Here is a 13,265-nt window from a genome sequence, read left to right on the forward strand (position 1 = left end):
CCCGGCAGCGGGCCTGAGATCACCACGAACCCGCCGCATCGGCGGGCATCGTCCTACCGTAACGTTGCCGTAACGACACCGAGCAACACTGGTCGGCTAGCACACATGCAGCTCAGAGGGGTTGGCCGTGGATCGTCAGCAGGAGTTCGTGCTCCGTACGCTGGAAGAGCGTGACATCCGGTTTGTCCGGTTGTGGTTCACCGACGTCCTGGGCACGCTCAAAAGCGTCTCGGTAGCCCCCGCTGAGCTGGAGTCCGCGTTCGACGAGGGCATCGGTTTCGACGGCTCGGCGATCGAGGGCTTCGCCCGGGTCTTCGAGTCCGACATGATCGCGATGCCCGACCCCACGACGTTCCAGGTCTTCCCGTTCGAGGGCGGGGTCAGCGGCGAGAGCGCCCGGATGTTCTGCGACGTGCTGCTGCCCGACCGCACGCCGTCCTGGGCCGACCCCCGCCACGTGCTGCGCCGCATGCTCTCCCGGGCGGCCGAGAAGGGCTTCACCTTCTACACCCACCCGGAGATCGAGTTCTTCCTGCTGGAGGACCGGCCCAACGACGGGTCGGTGCCGGTGCCGGTCGACGCCGGTGGTTACTTCGATCACACCACCCACGCCGTGGCCCGGGACTTCCGCCGCCAGGCGGTGCTCGCGCTCGAGCGGATCGGCATCTCGGTCGAGTTCAGCCACCACGAGGTCGCCCCCGGCCAGCAGGAGATCGACCTGCGCTACGCCGACGCGCTGACCACCGCCGACAACATCATGACCTTCCGGCACGTGGTCAAGGAGGTCGCGCTCAGCCACGGCGTCCAGGCGACTTTCATGCCCAAGCCGTTCACCGACCAGCCGGGCAGCGGGATGCACACGCACCTGTCGCTGTTCGAGGGCGAGCGCAACGCGTTCCACGACGCGAGCGACCCGATGAAGCTGTCGAAGGTCGCCCGCGCGTTCATCGCCGGTCTGCTCGTGCACGCCCGGGAATACACCGCGGTCACCAACCAGTGGGTCAACTCCTACAAGCGGCTGTTCCCCCAGGCCCTGCCGGACCGGATCACCGAGTCTCCGGCGTACGTGTGCTGGGGTCACCTCAACCGCTCGGCGCTGGTCCGCGTGCCCGCCTACGGCAAGCCGAACTCGGCCCGGGTCGAGGTCCGCTCGATCGACTCGGCCGCCAATCCGTACCTCGCCTTCGCGGTCATGCTAGGTGCGGGCCTGAAGGGCATCGAAGAGGGCTACGAGCTCCCGCCGGGCGCCGAGGACGACGTGTGGGCACTGTCCAATGCGGAGCGCAAGGCCGCCGGCTACGAGACGCTGCCGGAGAACCTGTCCGAGGCGATCGACGTGATGGCCGGGTCGGAGCTCGTCGCCGAGGTGCTGGGCGAGCACGTCTTCGACTACTTCCTGCGCAACAAGCGCGCCGAGTGGGAGCAGTACCGGCGCGAGGTCACGCCCTACGAGCGCGAGCGCTACCTCGGGGCTCTCTAGATCAACATCCCTGACATTTGTCACGGTCGCCTCGTGACGCGCGGCCCCAGGTCCGGGGCCGCGCGGCCACGAGAGTGGTCCTATGCGAACGGACACTCTCGCGGCTAGCGAGACCACGGGGACCCGCACGCCGGCCGTACTCCTGCGGGGTCTGACCAAGAAGTTCGGCGCCGTCACCGCGGTGAACCAGCTCGACCTGCGGATCGAGCCCGGTGAGGTGGTCGCGTTCCTCGGGCCCAACGGCGCCGGGAAGACCACCACCATCGACATGATGCTCGGCCTGGCCCGCCCCACGCAGGGCTCGGTCGAGGTGTACGGGCTGGCGCCGACCGAGGCCATCAACCAGGGCCGGATCGCGGCCGTGATGCAGACCGGCGGCCTGCTCAAGGACGTGTCCGTCGCCGAGATCGTGCGGATGACGGCGTCGTTCTTCGCCAACACGCGGCCGGTGGACGAGGTGCTGGAGCGCGCCGGCATCGCCGACATCGCCGACCGCCGGGTGGCCAAGTGCTCCGGCGGCCAGCAGCAGCGGCTGCGGTTCGCACTGGCGCTGCTGCCCGACCCGGACCTGATGGTCCTGGACGAGCCGACCACGGGGATGGACGTCGAGGGGCGGCGGGACTTCTGGAACGCCATCCGCACCGACGCCCAGGCCGGCCGCACGGTGCTGTTCGCGACCCACTACCTGGAAGAGGCGGACGCGTACGCCGACCGGATCGTGCTGATCCGCAAGGGCCAGGTGGTCGCGGACGGCACCGCGAGCGAGGTCAAGGCGCTGGCCGCCGGCCGGCAGGTCCGGGCGACGCTGCCCGGCGCCGACGAGGTGCGGCTGGCCGCGCTGCCGGGTGTCGACCGGGCCGAGGTGCGCGGCGAGACGGTGTTGCTGCACACCAACGACTCCGACGGGGTCGCCCGCTACCTGCTGACCCAGACCACCGCCCGCGACCTGGAGATCACCTCGCGGAACCTCGAAGACGCCTTCCTGGCCCTGACCAGCGGCGAGGACACCGACCTGGAAGGGGTCTCCCGATGACCGCCGCCGCGCTGCCCCGCACCACCGTCGACCGGCGCCCGCCGCTGGGCGGGTTCTCGCTGACGTACCTCGCCCTGGAGATCCGCCGGGTGCTGCGCAACCGCCGCAGCCTCTTCTTCATCCTGATCATGCCGGCGGTGTTCTTCCTGCTCTTCGGCCTGCCGCAGAAGGGCCAGAACATCGACCAGGCCAACAGCGCCGCCGCCATCGCGTACATCATGATCAGTTTGGCCGTGTACGGCGCGATGACCGCGTCGACGGCCACCGGTGGCGCGGTCGCGGTGGAGCGGGCCCAGGGCTGGAGCCGCCAGCTCCGGCTGACCCCGCTGCGGCCCCCGGCGTACGTGGCGACCAAGGTCCTCTCCGCCCTGTCGCTCAGCCTGCTCTCGGTGCTCGTCGAGTTCGTGGTCGGCTCGATCGGCGGCGTGCGGATGCCGGCGCACGTCTGGCTGCTCGCGGGCCTCGGCGCGTGGCTCGGCTCGCTGGTCTTCGCCGCGCTCGGCCTGTTCGTCGGCTACCTGGCGCCGGCGGAGAACGTGATGCAGTTCATGGGCCCGATCCTGGCCCTGCTCGCGCTGTTCGGCGGCCTGTTCGTGCCGCTGGAGGTGCTGCCGCACGTGATGCGGACGATCGCGAAGTTCACGCCGGTGTACGGGGTCGGCTCCATCGCGCGCAGCCCGCTCACGCACGACTTCAGCTGGGTGGCCGTGCTCAACGTGGTGGGCTGGACGGCCTTCTTCGGCCTGGGCGCCGCCCTGCTCTTCCGCCGCGACACCGCCCGCGTCTGAAACGGCGCTAGCGTGTTCGGCATGACGGTCACGTCCCCGACGGCCGGCCCGGTTCCCGCCGGGCCGGCCCCGGCGCGTCCGGGAGAGGCGGGCCTGTCCGCGATGCCGAAGCCGAGCCCGTTCTTCCAGCGCGGCTTCGGCTGGCTGGTCGGCTCGGTCTGGCTCTTCTACCTCGGCCAGCCGCTCGGCACGATCCTCGACCACCCTGGCGGCTTCGCGAAGTGGTTCAGCCTCACCGCCCTGGTGCTGTTCGCGCTCTCGTACGTCCTGGTGTTCCTGTGGACCCGGCGCGCCCATATCGAGCAGCGCCAGCCGCGGATGCGCGACGGGTTCGCCTGGCTCGCCGTCACGCTGGTGCTCGGCCTCGCGATGATCCCCGGTGCGGGCGGCGACTGGATGGTCGGCCTCGTCTACATCGCGGCGTCAGCGATCATGGTGTTGCCGCCCCGGGTCGCCGTGCCGGTCGTGGTGGTGGTCGCCACGCAACCCCTGCTGCTGCCGGTGTTCGTGCCGGGCTGGAAGCACGAGAACGGGTTGTTCTTCTCGATCGTGCTGGCCGCGTTCGCGATGTTCGGCGTGACCCGGATGATCGACCACAACATGCGGCTGACCGCGGCCAACCGGGAGATCGCCCGGCTCGCGGTCGCCGAGGAGCGCGCCCGCGCGGCCCGCGACCTGCACGACATCCTCGGCCACTCGCTCACCGTGATCACCATCAAGGCCGAGCTCGCCGGCCGCCTGCTGCCGGGCGCGCCGGACCGCGCGAAGGCCGAGGTCGACGACATGGAGCGGCTGGCCCGGGAGGCCCTCGCGGACATCCGGCGCACGGTCGGCGCCTACCGCGAGGTGTGTCTCGACGAGGAGCTGGCCAGCGCGGTGTCCGCATTGTCCGCGGCCGGCATCGAGGCGCAGGTGCCGCGCTCGGCGGACGTGCCCGAGCCGCGCGGCACGCTGTTCAGCTGGGCCGTCCGCGAGGGCGTGACCAACGTGGTCCGGCACAGCGGCGCGACCCGCTGCGTGATCACCGTGCGCCGGGACGAGGTGGAGATCGCCGACAACGGCCGCGGCCCCGGCGACGGCACCGGTGGCTCCGGGCTGCGCGGCCTGCGCGAGCGGGCCGAGGCGTGCGGGGGACAGCTGTCCGTCGGTCGGGCGCCCGGCTCCGGGTTCGTGCTGCGGGTCAGCGTGCCGGCGTGAGCGACGCGCTGATCCGGGTGCTGCTCGCCGACGACCAGGCCCTCGTCCGAGGTGCGCTGGCCGCCCTGCTGTCGCTGGAGCCCGACCTGGAGGTCGTCGCCGAGGTGGGTCGCGGCGACGAGGTGGTCGACGCGGCCCGGCGGACCGCGCCCGACGTGGCGCTGCTCGACGTCGAGATGCCGGGCGCCGACGGGATCGCCGCGACCGCGGCCCTGGCCGAGGCCGTGCCCGGCTGCCGGGTCCTGGTGGTCACCACGTTCGGGCGACCCGGCTATCTCCGGCGAGCGATGGAGGCCGGCGCCAGCGGCTTCGTCGTCAAGGACACCCCGGCCCGGCAGCTCGCCGAGGCCGTCCGCCGCGTGCACGCCGGCCTGCGGGTGGTCGACCCGTCGCTGGCCGCCGAGACGCTGGTCGCCGGGCGCAGCCCGCTCACCGCGCGGGAGACCGACGTGCTGCGCGCCGCCCGCGACGGCGGCACGGTCGCCGACCTGGCGGCCGTCGTGCACCTCTCGGAGGGCACCGTCCGCAACCACCTGTCGGCGGCCATCGGCAAGACCGGCGCGCGTACCCGGGCCGAGGCGGTCCGGATCGCGGAACAGAACGGCTGGCTGTGAGGAGCTGATCCCGCTCCCGGCGGGCGTCGGCGCGTAGGTCGCCGTCGATGGTTACGGACGTTGTCGGCCATGCGTCCGCCATTCGTTTGCGATCTTGAAAACGGCCTCGAAGCGCAGGTCACCGGCGGTGTGGGCGCGGCATTCGGTGCGGTGGAACGCCATCCGGCCTGCCGCGAACGGGGGCCGGTGGGGTTCCATGACCACGCGCGGGCCCGCCGCGCAGCACCACCGCGGGAGACCCACTGTGATCGAGTTCCGAATCCTCGGCCCGTTGACCCTCTGGTCAGGGCACGACTACGAGCCTGTCCGTGGCAAAAGGCATCGCCGGATCCTCGCGGCGATGCTGGCCACCACCAACCATCCGGTGTCCATCGAGCGACTGGTCGACACCGTCTGGGACGACTCACCACCGGCAACGGCGGTGCAGCAGGTCCAGAACTGCATCGGCTCGCTCCGGCGGTCGCTGAACCATCTCCAGCACCGCCCGAGGCTGTCCCGGATGTCGTCCGGGTACGCGTTGATCGTCAACGCCGACGCGCTCGACGCGGCCGTCTTCCGCTCCCTGTCGCAGGAGGCCGAGTCGCTCGCGAAGGATGGCGACCTCGAGGGCGCCTCCGCCGTGCTCCGCCGCGCGATCGACCTGTGGCAGGGTGACCCGTTCGAAGACGTGGGCTCGATGGCACTGTCCGGCGTCGCGGTGCAGCTCGAAGAGCTGCGGGTGCGGGCGCTCGAGCACTACGCGCGGCTGGAGCTCGCCCTCGGCCGTCACCACAACCTCGTCGCGGACCTGTCGGTGTGGACCGCGCAGCGGCCGTACGACGAGGGTCTGCACGGGCATCTGGCGGTCGCGCTGGCGCGGAGCGGACGCACGGCCGAGGCGTTGCGCCTGGTGCACGACCTGAGGTCGCGCCTGCGGGCGGACCTGGGAATCTCCAGCAGCGCGGCGATCGACGCGGTCCACGCCGGGCTGCTCCGGGTGGAGCCGCCGAACCTGCCGCACCCGGGCGGAGTGGTCGTCGAGCGCCGGGTCGTCGAGGCATTGGGGCTGGCGGTCAGCCAGTTGAACGCCGTCCTCGACGTCCTTCGCGTCTCGATGTGAACAGAGCCGTTACCGAGGAGATGGCAGAACGGTGATGACGGTGTGACGGTCCATTCCATGCTGTCGATGCGGCAGCCGGCCGTGCTTAGCGACACGCAAGGAGATGCGATGCGCACCAAACGCTTCATCGGCGCCCTGATCGGCGCTGTCACCCTCGCAACGGGCCTGCTGACCGGGGCCACTCCGGCCGCCGCGAAGCCAGTGGGACCGTCGCTGTCGGCCGCTGCGCAAGCGGAGATCGCGTCGGGGAACGCCGTCTACATCGATGCCGCGACCTTGGCGGCCACTGGTTGTGGCAGCGCATGCGACGGAAAGAACCCCTACTCTTTCAAGGTCTACTACTCCGGTTCGTCCTACCGGTACTGCTACGACGACCGGCGGACGGTGGAGTACCAGAACCCCGCCGCCGGCTTCCCGAAGCTGGAGCTGCTCGCGAGCGCGGCGTGCCGCACCGCCTGGACGCGGCTCACTCCCGCGGGCGCGACGGTGCCGCGCATCGAGAGCTACACCACCTCGGGCGCGCTCCGCACGTCGTATCACGGCTTCGTGCAGAGCAACTGGACCCAGATGGTGAACGGGGCCGGTTATGGGCAGAAGGCATGCATGAGCCAGGGTTCCACCGCCGCCTGCACTTTCAAGTACTTCATGTAATCGGGGCAGCCGCTACGAAGGCGACCTCCGGGCATACGCCCGGAGGTCGCCTTTCACGTGGGGGCCACCGGGTGAGTTCGTACGACGGTGATAGATCGATGAATGTGTTGCTGACAATCGACTCCCGAATCCGTTGTCCAGGGAGGCAGAAAGTCCGTGAGAAGCAAGCTGTTGAGACCCTTGGTCGCCGGATTGTGCGGCGTCACCCTGGGGCTGACCGGGGTGCCGGTGCCGGACGGCGCGGCGGCGAAACCGCCCGCCCCGAGTCCCGCCGCGCCGCAGGCGATCGCCCCTGACCGTATCGCCGACCCCGACCGAACGCTCGGCGCCGGATGGCGAACCTCGGACGACCGGAGCGTCGTGACGTCCGGCGACGAGACCGGGTTGCACGTTCTGGTCGCCGACCGCAAGGCGGGGTACCGGTGGCGCACCGCCGCGACGCTGGCCGAGCCGGGCTTCGAGACCGACCAGTGGATCGGCAACGCCTGTGTGACCGGCTCGGGCCGGCGCGCTGTCGTCGTCTACGCCCCGCGGCAGTTCACCAACGACACCACGCTCATGCAGCGCGGTGGCTTCGCCGCGGTGGTCGACCTCAGCACCGGCGCCGTGTCGAAGCTGGCCGAGAACGTCTCGCTGGCGTACCACAACCCTGGCTGCGGCGCGGGCGAGACCGCGACGTTGAGTCGCCTGGAGCAGCAGAAGATCGACGCGCCCGCCGCGACCTGGGTCGGCGTCCTCGACACCGCGAAGGCGACCTGGGTCCGTGCGCTCCGCAGCGGCGGTCAGCTCACCTCGATCCTGCCCGTGGGGGCCGACCTGGTCGGTGTCCGGGGCTATTCACTGGTCAAGCTGCTCGGCGACGGCAAGGTCACCACGTTGGCGGAGCTGTCCGGGAGCCCGCACCGCCTCGTCGCGGACGGGCCGACGGGCGTCGCCTTGCAGGTCAAGGACGGCGCCAACGTCTCCTTCCACCGGTACGTCGGCGGACGGGACTCGATCATCGGATCGGCACCGTCCGGAACGGTGCGTCTTCGCGGCGGTGGCGGCGGGCGGGTCTTCGCCGTCGGCGGCAAGGCGACGCAACGACTGTCCCGCGGCCTGCCGACGACGTGGAAGGCCGTCGACGCGCAGCCGGACAGCGAGGTGTCCACCACGGGAGCGTTCGTGGTGACGTACGCGGCGACAGGCAAGGAGGCGGCCGGCAACGTCAAGGCGGACCGCCCGGACGGCCAGGCCGACCCGGTCACCATCGCCGGCAGGCTGACCGATGGCAGCAAGCTGCGCTTCTCGACGACGCCGGCCGAGGACGCCGCGGGTCGCCTGCCGTCGCCGACGCTGGGCGGATCGCGGGCCAAGCAGCCCGCGGGGCGGGTCGGCGCGCTTGCCGACTACTCGACGACCACGTGGGATCCGGACGCCTCCTGCGCGGTCTGGCGCAACGACCCGAAGATCCAGGTGTTCCAGCCCAGCCCGAAGCAGGTCGAGTGGGCGGCGGACCTGGCGGTGCGCGGGCAGCTGACGTTCCAGCGGCCGGCGAACTGGCTCAACAATGGCATGCCCGCGTACTCGCCGCAGGGCTACTTCCCGCCGTTGGCGCTGTCCGGCGGCGGACAGGTTCCCGCGCAGATCATGCTCGGCATCATGGCGCAGGAGTCCAACCACATGCAGGCCAGCTTCCACGCCGTCGACGGCGAGGCCGGAAACCCGTTGACCAGCCTGGGCTACTACGGCATCGAGAGCGGCGACCGCGACGGTGCGATGCGGATCGACTGGTCGAAGACCGACTGCGGTTACGGCGTCGGGCAGGTCACCTCCGGCATGTTCAAGGCCGACACCGGCAGGACCATCGCCGGAGTCGTCTGGGACGCCAACAAGCAGAAGGCGGTCGCGCTCGACTACGCGACCAACGTCTCGGCAGCGCTGCGGATCCTCCAGGACAAGTGGAACCAGACCCGGTCCGCCGGACTGATCGCCAACAACGGCGCCGCGAGCTTCCTGGAGAACTGGTGGTTCGCGTTGTGGGCGTACAACACCGGCTTCTACCCCAGGGACGCCGGGGCGCCCAACGAGCCGTGGGGCGTCGGCTGGGCCAACAACGTGGCCAACCAGGACTATCCGCCGGATCGGCAGATGTTCCTGACCGCGCCGCTCGACGTACCGGCCGAGGGTGACGAGCCCGCGTACGACGACGAGGGCGGCTACGACAACGCCAAGCACCCCAACCACTGGGCCTACCCGGAGCGGGTCATCGGGTTCGCCTACACGTCGCTGCGGCGGTACAACTACGCCGACGAGGAGTGGCAGTCGACGTACGTCCCGGCCGACGGCACCCACGCGATCCAGGCCCAGCCGGGGCGGTTCACGTTCTGCACCGCCGCCAACTCCTGCGACCCGGCCGCGCAGGAGACTCCTGACGACTATCCGGGCACCAAGCCGGGTCCGTGCCTGCGCGAAGACCTGCGGTGCTGGTGGGGTGGGCCGGCGAGTTGGGTCGAGTGCGCGACGATCTGCGGCGTCGAGAAGCGCACGTACACCAGCGTCGAACCCCGCCCGTTGATCGAGAGCATGTATCCGACCCCGACCAACGGCGACGGGTCCTGCAAGGTCGACGGCCTGCCGTCCGGCGCCCGGATCATCGACGACATCTCGACGTCGGTGGCGATGGGCTCCGGCGGCTGCGAGCCGACGTTCACGAAAGGTGGATCTTTCGAGTTCACGTTCGGCAGCGCCACCGGCCCACAGGGCTCGACGATCTACCCCGCCAAGGTCGATTTCCACCAGATCGGCGCCGGGTTCGGTGGCCATTTCTGGTTTGCCCACACGATGAACAACGAGAGCGTCAACAGGCCGGTCAAGGTCACCGGAAAATGGACGATCAACCCGACGAACGCCTGGACGCGGGTGTACGTACACGTGCCCGACCATGGCGCGCACACGGGCCAGGCCGATTACCAGATCTACCGCCCGGGAGCGACCACGCCGAGCGCGCATCGTGCCATTCCCACCCGGCACGAGGCGAACACGTGGCTGGACATCGGTGTGTTCGACTTCCGCGGCACCTCGTCGCCGCGGATCGAACTGTCGAACGTGACGCAGAACGGCTCGTTCCTGCACGACATCGCGTGGGACGCGGTCGCGGTCGAACCTCTGGCGGCGAAGCCCAGGCACTTCGTGGTGGCGATGGGGGACTCCTACTCGTCCGGTGAGGGCAACTTCGACTACAGTCGGGTCTCCGACCAGTACGGCGAGGACCCGGCGAACAAGGACGCCTGCCGCCGCAGTCCGCGGGCCTGGAGCCGGAAGGTCGTCATCCCGAACACGCCCGGCGGAGCGACCCTCGGATCGCTGGCGGACGGCCACAACAGCGCCGTCGACTTCCACCACGTCGCCTGCGCGGGCGCGCAGACGCACAACCTCATGTCGACGACGACGCTGACCGGCGCACCGGCTCCGGTCAGCCAACGGAACAAGCCGCCGGCGGGCACGCAGGGCGAGCTCACGCAGCTCGATCAGGGGTTCGTCGACGCCAACACCACTTTGGTGCTGCTCCAGATCGGCGGGAACGACGCGGGCTGGAGCGATGTCGTGAACGCGTGCTTCTTCAACGACTGCCTGGACCCGAGCTTCAGGTTCGACAAGGAAGAGATACCCGAGCTGAAGAACCTACCGCTGACGCAGCTCGTCCCGAGAAAGCTGCACGACTGGGTGCAGCCCGACGTGCGGCGCGTCATCCGGGAGATCAAGGAACGCGCGCCGAACGCGTGGATCATCATGCCCGGCTATCCGAAGATCTTTAACGACGGCTCCAGCGTAGGCGGAGAGATCCTGGGTCAGGAGTTCCTCATCAGCGGGGACGAGGTCACCTGGCTGAACCAGGCGGCTGGAACGGCGGCGGCGGAGCTCCTCTACTCCGATCTGCCAAACAAGATCAATAGCATCGATGTCCGCGCCGACTTCGATGGACGTGGGGTCGGCGGGCTCAGCTCGCTCGAGCGGTGGCTGAACCCCATCGTGCCCGGAGAGTTTCCGTGCCTCCTGTTCCCGGACGACGACGGGGAGAAGTGCGGAGAGTACGTGGGCGAGGGCACGATGCACCCGAACCCAGCGGGCCACCAGGGATACGCCACGGCGGTGTCCTCGCGCATGGGCGTGCTTCCCTACACGTGGTAGCTACGCCGGGGGCCGGCTCGTCCGAGCCGGCCCCTCCCGCGACGGAAGGGGACCAGGTGGAGACGTCCCGTCGGGATGCCGGGACCGCCGGCCGTCGTCTCGTGGTGCCACCGGTCCTCGGTGGCGTCACGGCGTTCGCCGTCGCGGTGTGGTGGAGAGCGCAGAAAGAGCATGCCGACACCAGCGGTTGTACGCCCAGGGAGTGCGTCGGCGACGCGCTGCTCTGGCTGTCGGTCGGTGTTCCCCTGCTCTTCGCCCTGCTCTGGGTGCTGCTGGCGGTGGTGGCCAGGCAGCCGGTCTGGCTGCCACCCCTCGTCATCGTGGGCGGCGCGTTCGGCACGTTCTACGTGGCAGGACTGGCCACGCTCGCGTTCGGCGTCGGGACGGGACCCGTCCTGGCGGGGCTGTCGGGGGCGGTGGCGTGGGCTGTCGCGGCCGCCGTGACCTCGCGCACCGTGCCCTGGCCGGTCCGCGCCGGCCTGGTCGCGCTGGTCCTCCTCGCGTTGGTTTTCGTGGGGGTCTGACGGAGGTCGGACCGATCGGGCGACGCTGGGCTTGCATGATCGCGCTATCGTCCCCTGGACGCCACGTGGGTGGCATTGACGTTCCTGTGTTCGGGAGGATGCGCACCATGTGGGAGGACCTGTTCACCGGCGCGTGGCACAGCATCGTCTACGGCGTGGTCGGGATCGCCCTGATGGCGGCCGGCTTCATGCTGGTCGACATGCTCACCCCGGGCAAGCTGCGCGAGCTGATCTGGATCCAGCGCAACGGCAACGCCTCGCTGCTGCTCGCGGCCAACCAGCTCGGCATCGCGGTGATCGTCTTCACGGCGATCATCACCAGCTACGCCGACTTCGGCTACGGCCTGGCCTCGACCGTCCTCTTCGGACTGCTCGGCATCGTGCTGATGGGCCTCGCGTTCCTGGTGCTCGACATGCTGACCCCGGGCAAGCTCGGCGAGATCATCTGTGACGACCAGCCGCACCCGGCCGCGCGGGTCAGCGCGGCCAGCCACTTCGGCGTCGCCCTGATCGTCGCCGCCTGCATCGCCTAGAACCTAGACGCCGCCGGCCCGGGTCGCCGCCAACGGACGGTCCGGGTTGGTCGGGACGTTCGAGCCGTCGCCCGGCTCGTGCCGCCGCCGCGTCATCCCCCGGCCGACCAGCCAGGCGACGAGCAGCGCGAGCAGCAGGACCGCGCCGGGCACGGCGGTCCGGACGATCAGTTCTCGGCGCTCGTCGTCGACCGCGTCGGCCGCGGTGTCGACGACCGCCGAGTCGAACTGGGCCTCGACGCCGCGGATCAGCCGGCCGTACTCGAGCAGCGCGCCGTCCCAGGTATCCACCTTGAACGGCGCGGTCATCAGCCTCCCGGTGCTCGGCATGACACCGAGGATCCAACCCTCGTAGCTGGCCACCTTGCGCGGGTCGGGGCCCGCCACGGCCTGGCTCAGCTGGTGTCTCTCCTCTTCCGTCGCGACCGCCGAGAACTGCTCCAGCGCCTCGCGCCGGCCGGCCTGCGCGGCGACGAACTCGCTGCGGAGGTTCTGGTTCAGCGCGCCCGCGCCGTAACCCTGGAGCACGACCAGACGTTCCCGCGAGAGGTGTTCCTTCTGGCGCGACACCGTCGCGGCCACCCGCATCCGCTGGGTGAGGGCCGGGTCGGCGGTCAGGTTGGCGACGCCGTCCCGCAGCTTGAGCAGGCTGTCGACCAGGGCGTTGTAGGCGTTCGCCGCGTCGGTGAAGGCCAGCGTGCTGCCGATGATGGCGCTTCGGTGCGCGGCCAGGCCGCGCAGCCCGTCGTCGATCTGGGCCAGCGGGCTCGCCACGCTGCTCGGGACGTCGGTCAGCGCGGCGCGCCGCGTCACGTAGGCGCTCACCGCGCCGTCCACGGCGCCACTGGCGCTTTCGAAGGCGGCCCGGTTTCGCGACGCCTGCGGCATCGAGTAGCTCCCCAACAGTTTGCCAGCCGCCGCCCGTTCGTCCTGGATGCCCTGGACGAGCCCACCCGCGGCGGCCACGACCGTCGCGAGGTCGCGTGCCTCCTCGGCCTGTCGCGTGGAGTCGCGACCGTCGCGCAGCCCGGTGCCGACCAGGACCACCGTGGCGAGGATCGGCACGAGCATGACGAGGCCGATCTTCAGCCAGGTCGATTTCTCCGGCCGCTCGCGCATGGCCGCCGCCTTCCGCGCTCGGGCGCCGGCGACGACCCGGACGCCGCGGTGTGTCCG

General features: G+C 70.5%; 11 protein-coding genes. 10 read left to right on the forward strand and 1 reads right to left on the reverse strand.

What is annotated here, in order from left to right; all coding sequences use genetic code 11:
• Positions 1-127 precede the first annotated feature (127 nt).
• From glnA to CHC05_RS20285, 10 genes are all read left to right on the forward strand, one after another.
• Positions 128-1,480 (forward strand): type I glutamate--ammonia ligase, encoded by a 1,353-nt coding sequence (glnA, locus tag CHC05_RS20240; RefSeq protein WP_089251148.1) that lies wholly within the window; start codon positions 128-130, stop codon positions 1,478-1,480.
• Between the two features lie 82 nt (positions 1,481-1,562).
• Complete coding sequence (locus CHC05_RS20245) at positions 1,563-2,513, forward strand: ABC transporter ATP-binding protein (RefSeq protein ID WP_089251150.1); 951 nt, start codon at positions 1,563-1,565, stop codon at positions 2,511-2,513.
• A complete protein-coding gene (locus CHC05_RS20250) occupies positions 2,510-3,301 on the forward strand; it encodes an ABC transporter permease (protein ID WP_089251152.1) in 792 nt (263 codons plus the stop codon). Before CHC05_RS20245 ends, CHC05_RS20250 begins: the two co-directional genes overlap by 4 nt.
• A 21-nt stretch (positions 3,302-3,322) precedes the next feature.
• Positions 3,323-4,498 (forward strand): sensor histidine kinase, encoded by a 1,176-nt coding sequence (locus CHC05_RS20255; protein WP_144022696.1) that lies wholly within the window; start codon positions 3,323-3,325, stop codon positions 4,496-4,498.
• Positions 4,499-4,506: 8 nt separating this feature from the next.
• Positions 4,507-5,112 carry a response regulator transcription factor gene (locus CHC05_RS20260; RefSeq protein ID WP_089251634.1) on the forward strand — a complete coding sequence of 202 codons (606 nt, stop codon included), beginning with the start codon at positions 4,507-4,509 and terminating at the stop codon, positions 5,110-5,112.
• Positions 5,113-5,356: 244 nt separating this feature from the next.
• A complete protein-coding gene (locus CHC05_RS20265) occupies positions 5,357-6,211 on the forward strand; it encodes an AfsR/SARP family transcriptional regulator (RefSeq protein WP_179266287.1) in 855 nt (284 codons plus the stop codon).
• A 108-nt stretch (positions 6,212-6,319) separates the two neighbouring features.
• Positions 6,320-6,862, forward strand: a complete 543-nt coding sequence (locus CHC05_RS20270) for a DUF2690 domain-containing protein (protein ID WP_179266288.1) — start codon at positions 6,320-6,322, stop codon at positions 6,860-6,862.
• 171 nt (positions 6,863-7,033) lie between these two features.
• A complete protein-coding gene (locus CHC05_RS20275) occupies positions 7,034-11,032 on the forward strand; it encodes an SGNH/GDSL hydrolase family protein (protein ID WP_245871080.1) in 3,999 nt (1,332 codons plus the stop codon).
• Between the two features lie 56 nt (positions 11,033-11,088).
• Positions 11,089-11,556, forward strand: a complete 468-nt coding sequence (locus tag CHC05_RS20280; protein WP_144022697.1) for a hypothetical protein — start codon at positions 11,089-11,091, stop codon at positions 11,554-11,556.
• Between the two features lie 107 nt (positions 11,557-11,663).
• Complete coding sequence (locus CHC05_RS20285; protein WP_089251637.1) at positions 11,664-12,089, forward strand: DUF350 domain-containing protein; 426 nt, start codon at positions 11,664-11,666, stop codon at positions 12,087-12,089.
• 3 nt (positions 12,090-12,092) lie between these two features.
• Here CHC05_RS20285 and CHC05_RS20290 read toward each other — a convergent pair whose 3' ends face one another.
• Positions 12,093-13,208: a nitrate- and nitrite sensing domain-containing protein gene (locus tag CHC05_RS20290; protein ID WP_179266289.1), complete on the reverse strand. Its 1,116-nt coding sequence runs from the start codon at positions 13,206-13,208 to the stop codon at positions 12,093-12,095.
• Between the last annotated feature and the right edge of the window lie 57 nt (positions 13,209-13,265).

Origin of the sequence: Asanoa hainanensis, from assembly GCF_900188485.1 — a bacterium.
GTDB lineage: Bacteria > Actinomycetota > Actinomycetes > Mycobacteriales > Micromonosporaceae > Asanoa > Asanoa hainanensis.